Origin of the sequence: Streptomyces sp. NPDC048462, assembly GCF_043200175.1 — a bacterium.
Classification (GTDB): Bacteria; Actinomycetota; Actinomycetes; order Streptomycetales; family Streptomycetaceae; genus Streptomyces.
On the sequence record NZ_JBICXG010000043.1, the window covers coordinates 30521 to 50137 of the forward strand.

The following is a 19617-nucleotide window of genomic DNA, read 5'->3' on the forward strand; positions in this document are numbered from 1 at the left end:
TCAGTGCCAGCCCGCGCGGTACGCCGCCCAGTCGGCGTCCCGCGCGGCGAAGTCCACGTAGAGCGCGACCCCGAAGCGTTCCCGGCCCCGGTCCGTGCGCGCCAGGCCCAGCCTGGTGCCGCGGACCGCGGCCGCTACCGTCTCGGCCGATCCGTGGTGGCCGAGGTCGTTCTCGTGGAAGAACGGCAGCCCCATCAGCAGGTCGGTGGAGCGCGGGGTCACTTCGAGGGCCAGCGAGGTCTGCTCGGCGACGTATCCGCCGAACAGTCCCTCCAGCGGCATCCAGGTGTCGTACGACATGACGGCGATCTGGTCGACCCTGCGGGCCACCTGCCCGAAGTACTTCTGCGACCACCACTTGCCCCGGCCGGTGAGCCCGCCCAGGACGGTCTGCGCGGCGGGCAGCGGGGCGATCTGGTGGGCGGCGACGGACAGCGGCACCCCGCGCGCCCGGGTGAGCGCGTGCAGGCCGTCGAGCAGGGAGAGGTAGTGCGCGTCGCCGGAGTGCAGCGGTTCCAGGTCGAAGTGCACCCCGTCGAACCCGGCGTCCAGGATCTGCCGCGCGGAGGCGGTCACCGCGTCGCGCGAGGCGGCCCGCTCCAGCCGCAGCCCGTCCGGGCCCTCGGACGCGAGCCGGTCGCCGAGCCAGGCCTGGACCCGGAGGCCGGGCAGGGTGCGGTGGACCGCCTCGATGAGCCATCGGGCGCGCGGGTACCGGGCGGCGGGCAGCGTGCCGTCGTGTTCCAGCGGTCCGGCGTGGACGTACAGGTCCTTGATGCCCGTCCCCTTGATCCGGGCGGCGAACGCGGCGAGGTCGGCGTCCTTCTTGCGCCCGTCCACCCAGGCGTGGCCCAGCCAGATGGCGTCGCGGCCCCGGGTGAGGGTGCCGTCCCCGGGGTCGCCGGTGAAGTTCAGCCGCAGCGCGCTCCCGGCGGTGAGGACCGGCACCACGATCACCAGGACCAGGCCCAGCGCGATCCGTCGCGGCCAGGTCCACCGGAAGCGGGCGGCCCGCTTCCGTACCGCCGCGACCGCTCGTCCCGTCCGCCCACGCATACGCGTGCCCCCTGTGTCGGCGCGTCCCCTGTGGTCCGCGTGTCCCGTATGTCCTGTGTGATCCGTGCGATCCAGTCGCACGGACGGATGGTCCGCGTGATCCGGTCGTACTGAGAGCAGGACGCGCCTGCCGCGTGGACCGTTCCCGGGCCTTCCGGGACGGGCCGGCCGGGTGCTCCGTCGGGTCGCGGGGCACGGAGGGTGGACATAGCCTCACAAACGTGACGCCGCCTGTGAGCCGAACCCGGACCCTCATACCGGGCCGGGCCCTGCTCGCGCTCCTGATGACGGTGTGCTGGCTGGCCCTTCCCGCCTCGGTCGCCGCCCGTGCGGACGACCCCGTCGCGCTGTCCCGGGACGGGCAGATCACCGACAGGGTCGGCGCACTGGGAAGCCGGAAGGACCAGGTCGTCCCGGCACTCGACCAGCTGTACGACAAACGCCGCGTCCAGCTCTTCGTGGTCTACGTCCGTGACTTCTCCGGAAGGTCCCCGCAGAGCTGGGCCGACGAGACGGCCGACCGCAACGGGCTCGGCCGCGACGACGTCCTGCTCGCCGTCGCCACCCACGACCGGCAGTACGCCTACTCGGTCGACCAGGACTCCCGCTTCACCGACGCCCAGCTCCAGGACGTGGCGAGCACCGCCATCGAGCCGGCGCTCAGGGAGAACGACTGGGCGGGCGCCGCGATCGGCGCCGCCAACGGATACTCCGCCGTCCTGGCCGGCGCGGCCGTACCGACGCCGGCGATCACTCCGGGCGCCGACGACCCGGGAACAGGCGATTCCGGCGGGACGAGTGCCGGGGACCTGATCCTGCCGATCGTCGTCGTCATCGCGGTCGCGGCGGCCGCCGCCTACGCCTACACCCGCAGGAAGAGGCGCACGGCCACCCGTACGACACCCGGTGCGACCGGCTGGGGACCGGGAGGCACCGACCGGAGCACACCGCCGGAACCTCCCGTTCCGCTGCCGGAACTCGACGCCGGAGCCAAGGAGACGCTGGTCGGGACGGACGACGCGGTCCGCACGAGCGACGAAGAACTCGGATTCGCCACGGCCCAGTTCGGCGAGGAGGCCGCGGCCCCGTTCACCGAGGCCGTCGCCTACGCCAGGGGTGAACTCACGGCCGCCTTCCGGTTGCGCCAGCAGCTCGACGACGCCATTCCCGAGGACGATGCCACCCGACGGCGGATGCTGGACGAGATCATCAGCCGCTGCGAGGACGCCAACAGGCGCCTGGACGCGGTCTCCGAGGACTTCGACCGGCTCCGCGCGCTCGAACGCAACGCCCCGCAGGCGCTCGCCGCGGCCGAGACCGCGTTCCGTTCGCTGGCGGGCCGGGTCTCCACGGCCGAGACGACCGTCACCTCCATGCGCGGCCGCTACGCGGAGTCCGCCTCGGCTCCCGTCGCCGGCGCTGTCGAACAGGCCAAGGACCGGCTCGTCTTCACGACGTCGTCGCTCAACCAGGCCCGGCAGGCGGTGGACGGCGGCGACAACGCGGCCGCCGCCGTATACGTACGGGCCGCCGAGGGCGCGGTCGGCCAGGCGGCCACCCTCGTCGACGCCGTCGACCGGCGCGCACGGGAGGTGGAGGAGGCCGCGGACAAGCTGCCGGCCGCGCTCACCGAGACGGAGACGGACCTGGCCGATGCGGGCGGGCTGCTGGAAGGCACCGCGGAGGGGGTGTCCACGGCTGACCTCCGGGGCCGGATCGCCCGTGCGACAGCCGTGGTCCGCGATGTGCGGGAAGAGCTGGGGGCCGGTCCGTACGACCCGATCGACGCGCTGCGCCGGGTGGAGGAGGCGGACGCGGCACTGGACGAGGCGCTGGCCGGGGCGCGCGAGCAGGAGCAGGACAGCCGGCGGGCCCGCTCGCTCCTCGACCAGACGATGCTCACCGCACGATCCGCGATCGGCGGCGCCGCCGACTACATCAGCACCAATCGGGGAGCGGTCGGCAGCCAGGCCAGGACCCGCCTGGCGGAGGCGCAGCGAAGGCTGGAGCGGGCCGGCGAGCTGGCCGGGGCGGAGGACGCGCAGGGGGCACTGGCCGAGGCGCACCGGGCGGACTCGCTGGCAGGGCAGGCCCAGAGCATGGCGGAACAGGACGTACGGGCATACGGGAACCGAAGCGGTCCGGGCGGTGCACAAGGAGGGGGCAGCGGGGGCATGGGCGGTGCCGTCCTCGGCGGGATCATCCTCGGCGGGCTTCTGGGCGGGGGCGGCCGGGGAGGCGGATTCGGGGGCGGCGGGCTCGGCGGCGGGGGCTTCGGCGGGGGCGGTGGGCCGGGCAGCTTCGGCGGCGGGGGCACGCGCGGCCGGCGTGGCGGAGGCGGCCGCTTCTGACCGCGCTCAGCACAGGCGGCGCGCGCAGCGCCGCCGACACGCAGCACTACCGGCAGAGCAACGCCGGGCGCGACAGCACTGGACGTACAGCACAGGACATACAGGAGAGGTGCCATGACCAAGCAGACCATCCTCGGACGCGTCACCCAGCTGGCGAAGGCCAACATCAACGCACTCCTCGACCAGGCCGAGGATCCGCAGAAGATGCTGGACCAGCTGATCCGCGACTACACGTCCAATATCTCGGAGGCCGAACAGGCCGTGGCCGCCACGATCGGCAACCTGCGGCTGATGGAGCAGGACCACCGGGAGGACATCGAGGCGGCCAAGGAGTGGGGCGAGAAGGCGCTCGCCGCCAGCCGCAAGGCGGATGAGCTGCGCGGGGGCGGATCGGCGGCCGATGCCGACAAGTTCGACAACCTGGCCAAGGTCGCGCTCGGCCGGCAGCTCCAGTCGGAGAAGGAGGCGAAGACGGCGGAGCCCACCATCGCCTCGCAGACGGAGGTGGTGGACAAGCTCAAGTCCGGGCTGGACCAGATGAAGGCCAAGCTGTCGGAGCTGAAGGCCAAGCGGGACGAGCTGGTCGCTCGGGCCAAGTCCGCACAGGCGCAGAACCGGATGATGGACTCCGTCAAGAACATCAACGTCCTCGACCCGACCAGTGAGATCAGCCGGTTCGAGGACAAGGTGCGGCGTGAGGAGGCCAGGGCGGTGGGCAAGCAGGAGCTTGCCGCCTCCTCGCTGGACGCCCAGTTCGAGCAGTTGGACACGCTCGGGGCGAGCGCGGAGGTCGAGGCTCGTCTCGCGGCCCTGAAGACCAGCTCGTGAGTCCGTCCCGGGCCGTGATCAGAACATGCTCAGAAGCTCCTCCACCGTGCGCTCGGCGGCGGGCCGGCCGTCGGGCAGCGGCAGTTCGAACCAGACCGTCTTGCCACGCGGTGTACGCCTCGAACCCCAGGCGGCGCTCAGCAGGCCGACCAGTTGCAGACCTCGGCCGCCCTCGTCCGTGTCGCGTGCCCGCCGTCGCCTCGGCTGGACGAGACCCGCGTCCCATACCTCGCACACGAGGGTGCGGTCGCGCAGCAGCCTGAGCCTGATCTCGCCCTCGCCGTACCGCAGGGCGTTGGTGACGAGTTCACTGACGAGCAGTTCGGTGGTGTCCACCAGGTCGTCGAGGTCCCAGGCGAGCAACTGGCCACGGGCGAGCTCGCGGGCGCGGCCGACCGAGCGGGGTTCGCGGGGCAGCCGCCAGTCTCCGACGGCTTCGGTCGGCAGCCCCTGTATCCGGGCCATCAGCAGGGCGATGTCGTCCTCGCCGTGGCGGGTGTCGAGGGTGCTCAGTACGCGGTCGCAGACGTCCTCGAGAAGCGGCGCGGGTTCCACGAGCGCACCGCGCAGGGCCTCCAGGCCCTCGTCCAGCGGGTGGTCGCGGGACTCGACGAGGCCATCGGTGTAGAGGGCGAGGAGGGCGCCCTCCTTGAGTTCGACCTCGACTTCCTCGAAGGGTTCGCCGCCGACGCCGAGCGGCATGCCCGGCGGGACGTCGAGCAGCAGCGCCGGTTCACCCGGCTCGACCACGACGGGTGGCAGATGTCCGGCATTGGCGAAGGTGCACCGTCGGGTGACCGGGTCGTAGACAGCGTAGATACAGGTCGCCAGGTAGACCTCGGACAGGTCCGCCTCGCGGGATTTATGGGCGGCGCGCGAAGGCCACTGGGCGCCGCCGAGCCCGTCGGATGAGGTGCTGCCACCGGGGGTGCCGAGACCACGGGCGACTTCGTCGAGGGCGGAGAGCACCTCGGCGGGTTCCAGGTCCAGGAGGGCCAGGGTCCGTACGGCGGTGCGCAGCTCCCCCATGGCCACCGCGGCGCGCAGTCCGCGCCCCATCACGTCGCCGACGACGAGGGCGGTGCGGTGCCCGGGGAGTTCGATCACGTCGAACCAGTCCCCGCCCACCTCGGTCGCCGTGTTGCCGGGCAGATAGCGGCAGGCGATGTCTAGGCCGGCGGCCTCGGGGTCCCCGGGTGGCAGCAGGCTGCGCTGGAGTATCAGGGCACGCTCGTGCTCGCGGCGGTAGAGGCGGGCGTTGTCGATACAGACGGCGGCACGGGCGGCGAGTTCGGTGGCCAGCGCCCGGTCCCGTTCCCCGAAGGGCTCGCTGCCCTTCGTGCGGGAGAACTGCACGAGGCCGACCACGGTGTCGTGGGCGACCATCGGCACGGCGAAGGTGGACTGGACGAATCCGCGGTCGTCGCCGGGCACGTCCTCGACATGGCCGGTGCGCAGGGCTATGGCGCACGGCGAGTTGAACGGGTAGCGGTGCACCGCTCCGAGCGCGGGCGGTCCGGCTGCCGGCTGGACCCGGGAGGCATCGCCGTCGGGCCCGTGACCCTGACCGTGGCCGGAGGCGGCGTCGGGCAGCACGTCGGGCATGGCGTCCGAGACGGCGCTGGCGAAGGCGACGCGACGCAGTTCGGCGGAGCCGCCGACCGATTCCTGGCGCAGCGAGCTCCAGCTGCCGGGCGGCGCCTCCTCGCCGGTGAGGAGTGCCTGGTAGAGGTCGACGGACGCGAGGTCGCAGAAGCCGGGTACGGCGACGTCGAGGAGTTCGCGTGCGGTGGTCTCCAGGTCGAGGGAGTTGCCGATGCGGGCGCTGGCCTCGTTGAGCAGAGCGAGGTTGCGCCTGGCGCTGGCGGCGTCGCGGGCGGCGATGTGGCGCCGGGTGACGTCGGTGGCGAGTCCGGCGATGCCGATGGGCCGGCCCGATCCGCTGTGCACCCGGTAGAGGTTCATCGACCAGTGACGGCGCTCCGGTTCGCCCGGGGCGGTGCCGACGAGCTGGAGGTCGGTGACGGATTCACCGGTCTTCAGTACGCGGCTGAGAGTGGCGGCCAGCCGGTCGGCCTCCGTGCCGGCGAGATAGTCGTGGACGGTCCGGCCGCGGTGGTCGTCGGCCCGGCCACCGAAGACGGTGGCGAAGCGCTGGTTGGCCCGCACCACCGTGAAGTCCGTACCGAACAGCACGAAGCCGAAGGGAGATTGGCCGAAAATCGCCTGCGAGGCCGCGAGGTCGGTTTCGATGCCGCGCAGCGCGCGGACGTCCACGACGATGCAGACCGCGGCCCGTTCACCCGTCGACGTCTCGCTCGGCATCACATAGATCTCAGCGAGCCCGTTCAGCGCGCTCTCGCCCGGCATACGGAAGGGGACGAGACCCGTCCACTCCTTGCCGTCGAGCACTTCACCGATCCGGCGATGGCCGTCACGGCGCAGCTCACCGGGCATGAAGGCCTCGACCGGGTCCTTGCCCAGCGCCTCGTCCGCGGCAACGCCGAAGAGGCCGGCGGCCCGGCGGCTCCACTGCTCGATCAGACCGTCGGGGCCGATCGAGAAGGAGGCGGCCCTGATGTAGTCATAGATCGAGCCAGGCGGGCTGCTCTGCCACACGACGTCGCCCGCTGTCCCAGGTATTTCGCTCACGCGACCGTCCCCTCCAGCTCACACACCGGACCGGTCCTGCCCGCAGTATTCAGCACTACGGCCCTCACCGACACGGCGTTCACGATCACAGCACGGTCTCAGTCCCTTTCAGCCAGGTTCTGCACGACCTCTGGTGATCGCCGTTCTCCCACCCCACTCCTAACCAGGCAGGGCCAGCTCGAACCACACCGTCTTGCCACTCTTTCCGCACCTGATCCCCCATCGCCTGGCGGAACAGGCCACAAGCTGCAGTCCTCTGCCGCCCTCGTCGTCAGGTCCCGCCGTACGTTCGGTGGGCGGATCCGGAAGCGGATCGGAGACTTCCACCAGCAGACCGGAATGCGCCGAGAGGCAGTCGGCGTCGGGATGGGGGCGCACCACTCGCACATCGATGGGGCCCGACGCATAGCGCATGGAGTTGGTGACCAGCTCGCTGACCAGGAGTACAGCCACATCACCGACGGCCGCGTCGAGTCCCCAGCCGCGCAGCGCCTCATGGACGGCGTGCCGGGCCGTGCGCACGGCGCCGGGAACAGCCGGAAAGCTCCACTCGGCGCAGTCGCCTTCGGTATCGATCACGCCGATCACTTCCCAAGACCAGCAATGGAGAACGTCCTGTTTGCGGGGGCTAAACAGGACATACCCGATATTCGACACGGAATACCGGTCGGCGCCGACACGTGGGGCGTACGGGTGTAAGGCCGTGCGCACGAACGGGTGTACGTGCAAGGAAAGGGCGCACGGCCCCTGGGGTGCGCGCTGCCGAGCAGACACTCCGCTCAGGGGTGTGCGCCGCCGGCCAGTCGCCGTATGACTTCCGCGACCGCGGGGCGGTCCTGTTCCAGCCAGTCGACCGAGTCGCTCTCATCGGGGCCGAGCCAGCGAAGCTCGTCGTGGTCCTGGAGCGGCGCGGGCACGCCGGACACCAGACGGGCCGTCCACACCCGGAGTACATAGCCGGGCTTCAGCGGCCACTGGCCGGGGACGCGCTCCAGCGGTTCCGTCTCGATGCCGAGCTCCTCGCGGAGTTCGCGCACGAGCGCCTGCTCGCCGCTCTCGCCCGGCTCCACCTTGCCGCCGGGCAGTTCCCACCGGCCGGCCAGCTCGGGCGGGGCGCTACGGCGCGCGGCGAGCAGCCGCCCCCGGTCGAACACGGCTCCGGCCACCACCACGCGATCACTCATGTCCCGGAGCGTAATACCCGGCCGGGCCACCTCCCGAAGGAACGCACAGATGCCGGCGGCCCGGCGCACGGCAGGCGCTACGGCCGCGCGGCCTGCCCCACCCGCTCCACCCAGTAGAGCTGCTTGTGGCCGCGGACATCGAGCTTGTCGGCGGTCCGCTGCGCCTCGTCCTGCGTGGCGTACCTGCCCACGCGGTAGCGGTTGCCGTTGTCGTCCTGCCGTATCACCAGCCAAGGGAGCACGGCACCGCTGTCGCTCATCGTGGCCCTCCCGAGCATTGCGCCCCTCCCATGAACGGCGTGCATGTTTCTAAGGATCCCCAGGAAACCGCAGTACGCATATGCCCGAGCGTACGCCTGACCTTCACGCAACGAATACGTAATTGCACAAAGAGATACCGATCCGGCCAGGTGTGGACCAAATCCAGGGGGCGCATCCAGCTGGATGCGCCCCCTGGGCCGTTCGGACCGGCTCACCGTGTGCCGGACCGGAGCGCTTACGCCTCGCCCGCCCCCTGGCGCAACACCGGCACCGGCGCCGATACGGGCATCGCCGCCGATACCGGCATCACCACCGGCATCGGCATGAGGACCGGGCCGTTGGCCGGTTCCTTGCGGCAGACGTCACCGCACTCCGCGTCCAACGAGCAGCAGAGCGAGCAGATCGGGCCGGACTGCACGGGGCAGTCCGCGATGTCCGGGAGCTCGTAAGCGGTTTCGCAGACCGAGCAGGTGTGGGTGGCGGTGATGTCCGCGACCTCGACGCCCGGACCGTTCACCGGATTGGGCCTGGCCAGGTAGTACTTGCCCTTGGTCGCCCAGGCGATCAACGGGCAGAGGGTCAGCGAGAGGCCGGCCGCGATGAAGGTGGAGAAGGCCTCCGCGTACGTGCCGAACAATCCGAAGAAGGCGAGGATCGAGACGATCGAGGCAATCACCATCGCGCCGAACCCCGCCGGGTTCACCGCGTACAGGTAGGCCCGTTTGAACTCGATGTACGGAGGGCTCAGCCCGATCCGCTTGTTGATGACCAGGTCGGCGGCGACCGCGGCGATCCAGGCGATGCCGACGTTCGAGTAGAAGCCCAGCAACTTGTTGAGGGCGGCGAACATGTTCATCTCCATCAGCGTCAGCGCGATGACGAGATTGAGGAAGATGTACCAGACCCGGCCGGGGTGACGGTGGGTGATCCGGGAGAAGAAGTTCGACCAGGACAGCGAGCCGCTGTAGGCGTTGGTCACGTTGATCTTGATCTGCGACACGATCACGAAGAGCGCGGCGGCGGGCAGGGCGAACGACCCGAGCCACGGCTTCAGGGCCTCGATCTGCGGTGCGATCGGCTCCAGCGCGTGTGTCCTGCCGACCGCTTCGAGTGCGACAAAGGCAAGCAGCGCGCCGCCGAGCTGCTTGGCCGCGCCGATGATCACCCAGCCGGGACCGGCGGCGAGGACCGCGAAGTTCCAGCGACGCCTGTTGGCCTCCGTCTTCGCCGGCATGAAGCGCAGGTAGTCGGCCTGCTCACCGATCTGGGCGATGAGCGAGAGCGCCACGCCGGTGCCGAGCCCGAACCCGACCCACGAGAAGCCCGGTCCCGCCCCCTCCGTGCCGCCGAAGGAGCTGAACGCGCCCCAGGCGTCGGGGGCTTCGAAGGCGAGGACGACGAACGGCAGCACCAGGCCGATGATCCAGACCGGCTGGGTCCAGGCCTGGACCTTGGCCAGGGCCCCCATGCCCCGGAAGACGATCGGGATGACGATCAGGGTGGTGATCAGATAGCCCGCCTGGACCGGCAGGCCGATGGCCTGGTGCATGGCCTGCGCCATGATCGAGCCTTCGAGGGCGAAGAAGATGAAGGTGAACGACGCGTAGATCAGCGAGGTCAGCGTCGACCCGAAGTAGCCGAATCCGGCGCCCCGGGTGACCAGATCCATGTCCAGGCCGTACTTCGCGCAGGCCCGGGCGATGGGGATGCCGGTGAGGAAGATGATCGTCGCCGCCGCCATGATCGAGGCGAACCCGCTGGTGAATCCGTAGGTGAAGACGATCGAGGCACCGATGGCGAAGTCGGCCAGATAGGCGATCCCGCCGAGCGCGGTACCCGCGACCACGCCGGGCGACCAGCGCCGAAACGAGTGCGGTGCGTAGCGGAGGGAGTAGTCCTCGCGGCTCTCGTCGGCGGCGAGCTTGGCGTAACTGCGCCTGGGCGGCGGGGCACCGGCTCCGCTCCCCGGGGCCTCGGTCCCGCCCTCCGGGGCACCGGCCGCGCTCCCCGGGGCTCCTGGGGCGGCATCCGCCCCAGGAGCCCCGGCCGTCTGGGGTATGGCTGTGTCCGTCATCGGTGACTTCCCGTTCGTCAGTCCGGTGTGCGGGTTCGAACGGGAAGTTAGGAGCAGGACATGACAAGCCATCACAGTCGACGATTGCCCAGCCGTTACGTGACCCGGGCGGACGTTAACTTGTCGTCACGGGCTCCGGACGGGCTCCACCGGCTATCGGTCACCCAACAGCCAAGGCTCTCGCGGGGGCCGGTCATCTGACCGGCAGGTGGTAGGCGATCCGATAGCGATCGGCGGGCACCACCACGTCGGCGGTCTCGACCGGCCGGCCCGACGCGTAGTACGTACGCTCGATCACCATCACGACATGTCCCGGCACCCCGCCGAGCGCCAGGAGCTCCTCCGCCAGCCCCGGGCGCGCGCCGACCTGCTCGGCCACGTTGTCCACCACCACGTCGATGGCGGCCATCCGCTCAACCACCCCGCAGCCGCCCAGCGGGCCCTCCTCCGGCAGCATCACCGGCGTGCGCCCTGTGACCGCGAGGTTCTCCCAGGAGGTCGAGAGCATCATCGCCTCACCGGCCTCCCGGAACACGTAGCGCGTACGCATCACCCGGTCGCCGGGCTCGATCCCGAGCCGTTCGGCGATCTCCGGACTCGCCCCCTCCTGCTCACTCCGGGACTCCCAGGTGCCCCGCGCGCCCTCGGCCGTCTGCTCCTGCCGGAACGGGCTGGCACCGGTCTCCGACCGGAAGCCGGAACGGGCGATCCGGCGCGGCACCGGGCGCTCGCGCACATACGTGCCGGAGCCGGAGCGGCCCTCGACCAGCCCCTCGGCCATCAGCACCTTGCGCGCCTCCAGCGCGACGGTGTCCGAGACCCCGTACTCCTCGCGGATACGCGCCTGCGACGGCAGGCGCGTATGCGGCGGCAGCGCGCCGTTGACGATCTTCTCTCTCAGATCGCTCGCAACGCGCAGATAGGCGGGCTGCTCACCGAAAGTCACAGGCCACTCCCCAAGAGGTTGACAGACTGCAACAGCGTGGCAACCGTCGGTTCCGGACCGCAAGCACAGGCCAGAGATTCACTCGAAGTGATGATTCGCAGTCGGCGTGCGCATACCCGCACCCCGGGCCGCCGCGAGCACTTCGCTCGCCCGCCGCGGCCCGTCCGCCTTTTCCGGGGGTGCGACTCGTGGCCGGATTCGCCGGACCCCTTGACCCCATTTGGTCCAGACCAATAACTTCCTCTCCACAGCACGGCTCACGCACCTCTCAGCACACGCACAGGAACGGGCCTCATGCGTCGAAGAACCCTGTCCAAACTGGCCATTGCCGCCTGCGCCTTCTCGCTGGCAGCCGCCGTCACCCCCGCCGCCAACGCCTCCGCCGGACACGGCAGGGACCAGGGCAACGGCCACGGGGGAAGCAGTCACCACGACGCCGCTCCCGCCTACAAGCGGGTCGGCTACTTCACCCAGTGGGGCGTCTACGGACGCGACTTCCAGGTCAAGGACCTGGAGACGAGCGGCACGGCGGCCAAGCTCACCCACGTCAACTACTCCTTCGGCAACGTCAGCGCCGACGGCAAGTGCTTCACCGGCAATGTGCCCGGCGAGGCCGACGCCTGGGCGGACTATGTCCGCCCGCTGGACGCCGCGGGCTCGGTGGACGGCGTGGCCGACACCGACACCCAGGCCCTCGCGGGCAACTTCAACCAGCTGCGCGAGCTCAAGGCCGCACACCCCGGCCTCAAGGTGATGATCTCGCTGGGCGGTTGGAGCTGGTCCACCCACTTCTCGGACGCGGCCCGCACCGCGGCCTCCCGCAAGGCCCTCGTCTCCTCCTGCATCGACCTGTACATCAAGGGCAACCTGCCGGTGGACGGGGCGCGGGGCGGCCAGGGCGCCGCGGCCGGTCTCTTCGACGGCATCGACATCGACTGGGAGTGGCCGGGATCCGCCGGTGACACCGACACGGTGTACCGCCCGGAGGACAAGCGGAACTTCACCGCCCTGGTGCACGAGTTCCGCACCCAGCTCGACGCCTACGCGAAGAGCAGCGCCTGGTCCCACAAGGGGCAGCAGGGCAGGAACCACGGCTCGAAGCCCAAGCACTACGACCTCTCGGCGTTCGTCCCCGCCTCCCCGCAGAAGATCGACGCTGGCTTCGACGTCCCGCGCATCATGCGGGACTTCGACTTCGTGAACCTCCAGGGTTACGACTTCCACGTCTCGGGCGAGACGACCACCGCCCAGCAGTCCGCCCTGTACGCGAAGGACGACTTCAGCGGCGACCGGACGGTGCGCGACTGGCTGAAACGTGGCGCCCCGGCCCGCAAGCTGGTGCTGGGAATGCCGTTCTACGGCCAGGGCTGGACCGGGGTGACCGGTGGCGGCGACGGTCTGGGGCAGCCGGCCGCGGCGCCCGCCCCCGCGACCTGGGCGGCAGGTTACGAGGACTACAAGGCCCTCAAGAAGCTGGCCGAATCCGGTACGTACAAGGTCCATCGCAACGTCCGGGACGGCAGCGCCTGGCTGTTCGACGGCACCACCCTGTGGACGTACGACGATCCGCAGGTCCTGCGCACCAAGACCACCTACATCCGCGACCACCGGCTCGGCGGCGCGATGTTCTGGTCGCTGGACGGGGACACCGACGACGGCGAGCTGATGGCCGCGGTCGACCGCGGGCTCTCCCGTCGGTAACGGCTCCCGGGCCCGGGGCGACTGCGAAGGCGCAGCCGCCCCGGGCTCCTTCCGCCTCCTGGCATGCTGGCCGGCATGGCCACCGCATACCGCTGCCCGCAGGACGGGACCCTCGCCGAGACGACTTCGCTGACCTGGTGCTGTCCGGTCTGCCGAGGCCCCTGGGACCTCGACTTCGAGAGCGCGGGCCCCCTGCGTCCCGACGCCCTGCCCGGACGCGTCAACTCCCTGTGGCGTTACGAGGAGGTGCTGCCGCTCTCGTCCCCCACGACCACCCTCGGCGAGGGGCGCACCCCGCTCGTGCCGCTCACCGGCACCGTCTCGGCCAAGCTCGACTTCCTCATGCCGACGCTCTCCTTCAAGGACCGCGGCGCCGTGATGCTCGCCGAACTGGCCCGCCGGCTCTCGCCCGAGCGCGTCGTGGCGGACAGCAGCGGCAACGCGGGCACGGCCGTCGCGGCCTACTGCGCCCGCGCGGCACTCCCCTGCACCGTGTACGTCCCCGAAGGCACGTCCCCGAAGAAGACCGAACAGATCCGGGCCCATGGAGCCCGGCTGGAAATCGTCGCCGGGGACCGTGAGGCGACCGCTCTGGCCGCCCGGGCCGCCGCCGACGCACCCGGCACCTTCTACGCCTCGCACGTCTTCAACCCGTACTTCCTGCACGGCACGAAGACCTACGTGTACGAGCTGTGGGAGGACCTCGGCGGCAGGCTCCCCGACGCGATCGCCGTACCGGTCGGCAACGGCACCCTGCTCCTCGGCGCGGCCCTGGCCGTCGCGGAACTCCGCGACCAGGGGCTGATCGACACCCGTCCGGCCCTGATCGCCGTACAGGCCGAGGCCGTCTCCCCACTGGCCGATGCCTTCCACGCGGGCGCGGACGACCTCCTCGACAGCCGGGCCGGCGCCCTCTCGCCCACCCTCGCCGAAGGGATCGCCATCTCCCGGCCGCCGCGCGCACGGGCGATCCTTGCGGCGGTGCGCGAATCGGGCGGCACCTTCCTGACCGTTACCGAGGATCAGATCCGGGCCGCCCAGCTGGATCTGGCCGCCCGCGGCTTCTACGTGGAGACGACAGGGGTCGCGTGCTGGGCCGCGGTCGGCGGCTGGACGGACCGCAGCGTCGTCGTACCGCTGTGCGGCGCGGGCCTCAAGACGGGGCTCGCGGCCTGACACGAGGGCGCCGGGACGGGAAACGCGGCCGGTTGCCGCAGCGGCCTCCGCCTGCGCGCCCCCGCTGTCCGCGTCAGCCGTTCACCCGCGCGCCGTGCGCCGCCGCGCCGTGCCCGTTTCCCTACGTTCGTACCGTGAGCCTCTCGCGTATCTCCCTCCTCACGTCGCTGGTCGCCTGCGCCCTGATCGCGCCCCTGCCGCCCGGCGCCCACGCCTCGGACCGGCCCGCGCCCGCCCCGGCCGTCGCCCCGGCGCCCGGCGTGGCCTGCGGTCGCGACACCGATCCCGCCTGGGCGCCGACGTCCACCACGTTCGGCGAGGCCAAGGGCTACGACCCCTACGTGGGCAACGGATACCTGGGCCACCGGGTGCCCGCCGCCGGCGCCGGATACGCGGAGCCGGGCGAGAAGACCGGCTGGCCGCTGTTCACCCCGCGCTACGACGGGGCGTTCGTCTCCGGGCTGTTCGGCCGCGACCAGGATCTGGCCGCCGGCCGTGAGGTGGCCGCCGCGCTGCCGAGCTGGACCGGCCTCGACGTGCGCGTGGGCGACGAGACGTACGGCTCCGCCACCCCGGCGGGCCGGATCTCCCGGTACCGCCAGACGGTGTTCATGCGCTGCGGGCTGGTGCGTACGTCGCTGCGCTGGACGGCCTCCGACGGCCGCGCGACCGACCTGGCGTACGAGGTGCTGGCCGACCGCGCCTTCGTGCACACCGGCGCGGTCCGGCTGCGCATGACCCCGCACTGGAGCGGCACGGCGACGGTCACCGGCCGGCTCGACCCGCGCGGCGCACGCCGGATCGCACTCGAGGAGGACGGAACGTTCCGCACGCGGGGCACCGGAACGCCCGGAGCGATCGTGCAGACGATGCGCCGGGGCCCTGTCGACGCGGCTCCCTCCCGGGTGAGCGCCGGGCGCACTTACACGTTCGAGAAGTACGTCGGGGTCGACACCGCACTGACCTCACCCTCGCCGCGCACCACCGCCCGTGAGGCGTCCCGGCGTGCGGCTCGGCTCGGCTGGTCCGCGGTCCTCGCGGAGAACGCCGCCGTCTGGCGCCGGGACCGGTCGGCGGACGTGTCCGTGCCGGGCAGTCCCGACCTCCAGAAGTGGCTGCGCTCCGCGCAGTACGGGCTTCTCGCCGCCACCCGCACCGGTTCCCGCGACAGCATCGCCCCGGCCGGGCTGACCAGCGACAACTACGCGGGCATGGTGTTCTGGGACGCCGAGACCTGGATGTACCCCGCGCTGCTCGCCACCCGTCCCGAGCTGGCCCGTTCGGTGGTCGAGTACCGCTACCGGACGCGCGGCGAGGCCCGTACCAACGCCGGGAAGCTGGGGTTCAAGGGGCTGTTCTACCCCTGGACGAGCGCGAGCAGGGGCCGGCTCCGGTCCGAGTGCCAGAGCTGGAACCCACCGCACTGCGTCACGCAGAACCACCTCCAGGGCGATGTCTCACTGGCCGTCTGGCAGTACTACCTGGCCACCGGCGACCGCGACTGGCTGGCCGGCCACGGCTGGCAACTGCTCCGGGGCATCGCCGACTTCTGGGCCTCGCGCGCCACCGCGAACGCCGACGGCAGCACTTCCGTGAAGGAGGTGGCGGGCCCGGACGAGTACAGCAACGGCGTCACGGACGGGGTGTTCACCAACGCCGTGGCCGCCACCGCCCTGCGCAACGCCACCCGCGCGGCCGAGCTCCTCGGCCACCCCGCTCCGGCCGAGTGGAACAGGGTCGCGGACGGACTGCGCATCCCGTACGACCCGGAGCGCAAGCTGTTCCTCCAGTACGCGGGTTACGACGGCTCGACGATCAAACAGGCCGACACCGTGCTGCTCATCTATCCGCTGGAGTGGCCGATGGAGCCAGGTGCGGCGGCCGCCACGCTCGACTACTACGCGGCCCGCACCGATCCGGACGGCCCGGCGATGACGGATTCGGTCCATGCGATCGACGCGGCGGCGATCGGGGAGCCGGGCTGTGCGACGTACACCTACCTTCAGCGTGCCGTGCGCCCGTTCACGCGCGGTCCGTACGCCCTCTTCAGCGAGGCGCGGGGCGCGAAGTCGGGCGCGCAGGACCCGTTGTCCGGCTTTCCCGCCGAGGACTTCCTCACCGGCAAGGGCGGCTTCCTCCAGGTGTTCACGCACGGGCTGACGGGGTTGCGGCTGCGCGAGGACGGGGTGCGGCTGGACCCGATGCTGCCGCCGCAACTGCACGAGGGCGTGACGCTGACGGGCCTGCGGTACCGGGGGCGTACGTACGACATCGCGATCGGCCCCCGGACCACGGAGGTCCGGCTGGCCTCGGGCGCCCCGTTCACCGTCCACACCCCGTCCGGGCCCCGCACGCTGTCCACCACGCTCACGCTCCCCACCCGCCGCCCCGACCTCATCCCGACCAGCGACGCGTCCCGTTGCCGCCCGGCGACGGCCACCTCCGAGACCCCCGGCCTGTACGCGGCGGCGGCGGTGGACGGCAGCACCGCGACGGCCTGGTCCCCGGACGGGGCGACGGGCACGCTGACCGTCGACCTCGGCCGGACCGGCGCGGTGACGGGCATCTCGGCCGAGTGGACGGACGTGCGCCCCGCCTCGCACCGGCTGGAGACCTCGGCGGACGGACAGCACTGGGAGCCGTACCGGGCGGGGGCGCTCGCCCGCGAGGTGCGGGTCACGGTCCGCTCGGCGGATGCGGACGAGCCCACGGGCGTACGGGAGCTGAGGGTCACCCAGCCCTGGGCAACCGCCCCGAAGGCCGACCGGGCGGCCGGTCGCACAGGTGCGGGCAGCCGTGCACATGGGTGAATCCCGGCCCGCCGGGAATAGCGGGCGCGGGCCGATGTTGGCCACAGCATGACTTCTGAGACGCGCGAGGCATTCGGACGGATCGGCATCTGGAGCGGCGCCCTGCACGGGTCGCGGGTGGACGACGCGGGAAAGCGGGCGATCGCGGAGGCCGTCGCCGAGCTCGATGAGCTCGGGTACGGGACGCTCTGGATCGGCGGCAGCCCTTCGCCCGACGACGCCGCGGCGGTCGTCGCCGCCACCCGCAATGCCACCGTGGCCACCGGCATCCTGAGCATCTGGGACCACAAGGCGCAGGACGTGGCAGCCCGGATCGCGGCGATCGACGCGGACGCGCGCGGGCGGTTCGTCCTCGGCCTGGGCGTCAGCCACGGCCCGATGGTGCCGCAGTACGCGAAGCCGTACAGCGCGATGGTCGCCTACCTCGACGCGCTGGACTCCGCCGTCCCGCCCGTGGACTCCCGCCATCGCCTCCTGGCTGCGCTCGGCCCGAAGATGCTGAAGCTCGCGGCGGGCCGGGCGCTGGGCGCGCACCCCTACCTCGTCACCACCGAGCACACGGCGGAGGCGCGCGAGGCGCTCGGCCCGGACGCGTTGCTCGCCCCGGAGCTGTCCGTCGTGCTCGACACCGACCTCGACCGGGCCCGCACCACCGCCCGGAACATGCTGGGCATGTATCTCCAGCTCCCCAACTACACCGACAACCTGCTGCGCCTGGGGTTCGCGGAGAGCGACTTCGCGGACGGTGGCAGCGTCCGGCTGCTCGACTCCCTCTTCGCCCTGGGTGACGTCGAGCAGGTGAAGGCGCGGACACAGCAGTACCTCGACGCCGGCGCCGACCACGTCGCCCTCCAGGTGCTCACGGCCGGCGAGGGCGGCGGCGGTCTGCCGCGCGCTCAGTGGCGGCAGCTCGCCGAGGCCTTCGGCGAGGAGCTGTAGCCGCCCCCGGGTACCGTCGCGCCCGAGGGCCCTCTTGCGGGCCGAGTGCTGGTGCGAACGCGGTGGCGTAGCGGTCGAAGTGCCCCTTCCGGGCGTCGGCCGCGATGTGTTCGCCGGCGAGGTGGCCCAGGCAGATCTGCCGGCCGGCGGCGTTGCGGGCGGCGATGCCCGGGGGTGTTTCGTCGGTGAACACCAGGCGGGTGCGGCCGCCCGGCTCCGGCGTGAGTTGGAAGCGGAGGGTCTCCTCTCCCCAGGTGTAGGCGAGAGTGCGGGGCTCATCCGCTTCCAGGACGACGCCGGTGAGGGTCATGTCGGTCCCGGGAACGGGAAGCTGATTCTGGCACCGGGCGCCCGGGACTCGGTGACGACCTCGCACGGAAACCAGGCCCTGAGCTCCGCGCGGTCGGTGATCGCGCGCCAGACCGCTTCGGGGGGCTTGGCCACTACGCGTTCGAAGCGCAGCACGGGCCGGCCGTCGCCGCCCGTGCTCAGCGTGGCGTCAGCGGAATTGTTCATGACGGCCCGTCCCTCAGATGACGGCCCAGCACCGTTCCGGCCGGCGCCGAAAGCGCTCGCCTACGATGACAACGACGACAGCGAAAGCGACGGGGCGGACCCCGGTCCGCCTCGGGGAGGAACGGCAGCCGATGAGCCTTCGCCAGTTCGAGTACGCCCTGGCCGTTGCCGAGGAGGGCTCGGTGACGGCGGCGGCGGAGCTGCTGCGCGTCGCCCAGCCGTCGGTGTCCCAGCAGATCCGCGGCCTGGAGCGGGAACTCGGCGTGCAGCTGTTCGCGCGTACGCCCACCGGCCTCGTGCCCACCGTGGTCGGCCGCGCGTTCCTGCGGGAGGCCGAGGTCGCGGTGAGCGCGTCTCGGCGGGCGAGGGCGACGGCGCGGGCCGGAGCCGACGAGCTGGCCGGCGAGCTGACGGTCGCCGCGCAACTGGGCTTCGGCACGCGGCAGCTGCCCGGCGCGCTGGGCACGCTGCGCCGCCGCTTCCCCCGACTGGAGATCACCGTCTTCGAGGAGCCGAGCTCCGCCGAGCTGGAGCAGCTGTGCCGTCGGGGCGTCCTGGACCTGGCCCTGATGGCGGAGTGCGAACGGAGCCCCGCCGACGCCCACCTGCTCGGGGCGGAGGAGTTCGTCGTGGTGCTGGGCGCCGGGCACCGGCAGCTCGCCGCGGACCGGGTCGAGCTGCGCGAGCTGGAGGGCGAGCCGTGGGTCCGGTTCGACCGCGACAGCGCGCTCGACGCCGTGCTGCAGAACGTGCTGCGGGAGAACGGCCTGCCCCCGGTCACGGCCGCCCGTGTGTCGCAGACGGCGACGGCCGTGCGCTGGGCCGCCCAGGGACTGGGTCCGACGCTCGTCCCCGCCTCCGCGGTGCCCCACGGCCACGAACACCTCGTCCGCCCGGTGTTCCCGGCCGTGTCCCAGCCGGTCATCGCCGTGGTCAGGCAAGGCGCGGGCCCGGCCGAGACGGCTCTGCTCGACCTCCTGCGTCAGGAGACCTGGTCCGATTCGACCGCCCTTTCACCGGCACCCTGAGAGCTCGTAACACGATCATGGTCGGGTCTTCTTGAGGCGGCGGTAGCAGATGAGGCTGCAGGCGATTGAGACGAAGGCGTCATGGAGTTCGGTGC

General features: G+C 71.8%; 15 protein-coding genes. 7 read left to right on the forward strand and 8 right to left on the reverse strand.

The window, feature by feature from the left end:
- Window positions 1-1056, reverse strand: coding sequence for a hypothetical protein (locus ACGFU6_RS37395; RefSeq protein WP_393617021.1), 1056 nt, complete (start codon window positions 1054-1056; stop codon window positions 1-3).
- A 233-nt stretch (window positions 1057-1289) separates the two neighbouring features.
- On the opposite strand from ACGFU6_RS37395, the gene ACGFU6_RS37400 reads away from it, so the two are divergent.
- Both ACGFU6_RS37400 and ACGFU6_RS37405 read left to right on the forward strand, forming a co-directional pair.
- On the forward strand, window positions 1290-3407 hold the full coding sequence (locus ACGFU6_RS37400) for a TPM domain-containing protein (protein ID WP_393617035.1): 2118 nt from the start codon (window positions 1290-1292) through the stop codon (window positions 3405-3407).
- Window positions 3408-3521: 114 nt separating this feature from the next.
- On the forward strand, window positions 3522-4235 hold the full coding sequence (locus tag ACGFU6_RS37405) for a PspA/IM30 family protein (protein WP_393617022.1): 714 nt from the start codon (window positions 3522-3524) through the stop codon (window positions 4233-4235).
- A gap of 18 nt (window positions 4236-4253) precedes the next feature.
- Here the strand turns inward: ACGFU6_RS37405 and ACGFU6_RS37410 are convergent, their stop codons facing one another.
- The 6 genes from ACGFU6_RS37410 to ACGFU6_RS37435 all read right to left on the reverse strand — a co-directional run bounded on the left by ACGFU6_RS37410 (window position 4254) and on the right by ACGFU6_RS37435 (window position 11352).
- Window positions 4254-6854, reverse strand: coding sequence for a SpoIIE family protein phosphatase (locus tag ACGFU6_RS37410; protein ID WP_393617036.1), 2601 nt, complete (start codon window positions 6852-6854; stop codon window positions 4254-4256).
- Window positions 6855-7046: 192 nt separating this feature from the next.
- Window positions 7047-7475, reverse strand: coding sequence for an ATP-binding protein (locus ACGFU6_RS37415; protein WP_393617023.1), 429 nt, complete (start codon window positions 7473-7475; stop codon window positions 7047-7049).
- A gap of 191 nt (window positions 7476-7666) precedes the next feature.
- Entirely contained in the window at window positions 7667-8071 is a 405-nt protein-coding gene (locus ACGFU6_RS37420; protein WP_393617024.1) for a (deoxy)nucleoside triphosphate pyrophosphohydrolase, read from the reverse strand.
- A gap of 77 nt (window positions 8072-8148) precedes the next feature.
- The gene (locus ACGFU6_RS37425; protein WP_123523798.1) at window positions 8149-8331 is read right to left on the reverse strand and encodes an SPOR domain-containing protein; all 183 of its coding nucleotides are present in this window, start codon (window positions 8329-8331) and stop codon (window positions 8149-8151) included.
- Window positions 8332-8567: 236 nt separating this feature from the next.
- On the reverse strand, window positions 8568-10406 hold the full coding sequence (locus ACGFU6_RS37430; RefSeq protein ID WP_393617025.1) for a purine-cytosine permease family protein: 1839 nt from the start codon (window positions 10404-10406) through the stop codon (window positions 8568-8570).
- Between the two features lie 193 nt (window positions 10407-10599).
- A complete protein-coding gene (locus tag ACGFU6_RS37435; RefSeq protein WP_393617026.1) occupies window positions 10600-11352 on the reverse strand; it encodes a GntR family transcriptional regulator in 753 nt (250 codons plus the stop codon).
- A gap of 294 nt (window positions 11353-11646) precedes the next feature.
- On the opposite strand from ACGFU6_RS37435, the gene ACGFU6_RS37440 reads away from it, so the two are divergent.
- The 4 genes from ACGFU6_RS37440 (at window position 11647) to ACGFU6_RS37455 (ending at window position 17978) form a co-directional block, all read left to right on the forward strand.
- Window positions 11647-13053 (forward strand): glycoside hydrolase family 18 protein, encoded by a 1407-nt coding sequence (locus ACGFU6_RS37440; protein WP_393617027.1) that lies wholly within the window; start codon window positions 11647-11649, stop codon window positions 13051-13053.
- Between the two features lie 75 nt (window positions 13054-13128).
- Window positions 13129-14229 carry a pyridoxal-phosphate dependent enzyme gene (locus ACGFU6_RS37445; protein WP_393617028.1) on the forward strand — a complete coding sequence of 367 codons (1101 nt, stop codon included), beginning with the start codon at window positions 13129-13131 and terminating at the stop codon, window positions 14227-14229.
- A 134-nt stretch (window positions 14230-14363) separates the two neighbouring features.
- Window positions 14364-17039, forward strand: a complete 2676-nt coding sequence (locus tag ACGFU6_RS37450) for a discoidin domain-containing protein (RefSeq protein WP_393617029.1) — start codon at window positions 14364-14366, stop codon at window positions 17037-17039.
- 48 nt (window positions 17040-17087) lie between these two features.
- The gene (locus ACGFU6_RS37455) at window positions 17088-17978 is read left to right on the forward strand and encodes an LLM class F420-dependent oxidoreductase (protein ID WP_393617030.1); all 891 of its coding nucleotides are present in this window, start codon (window positions 17088-17090) and stop codon (window positions 17976-17978) included.
- A 306-nt stretch (window positions 17979-18284) separates the two neighbouring features.
- Here ACGFU6_RS37455 and ACGFU6_RS37460 read toward each other — a convergent pair whose 3' ends face one another.
- Window positions 18285-18494 carry an SRPBCC domain-containing protein gene (locus ACGFU6_RS37460; RefSeq protein ID WP_393617031.1) on the reverse strand — a complete coding sequence of 70 codons (210 nt, stop codon included), beginning with the start codon at window positions 18492-18494 and terminating at the stop codon, window positions 18285-18287.
- 131 nt (window positions 18495-18625) lie between these two features.
- Between ACGFU6_RS37460 and ACGFU6_RS37465 the strand changes: the two genes are divergently transcribed.
- Window positions 18626-19522, forward strand: a complete 897-nt coding sequence (locus ACGFU6_RS37465; protein WP_393617032.1) for a LysR family transcriptional regulator — start codon at window positions 18626-18628, stop codon at window positions 19520-19522.
- Window positions 19523-19617 lie beyond the last annotated feature (95 nt).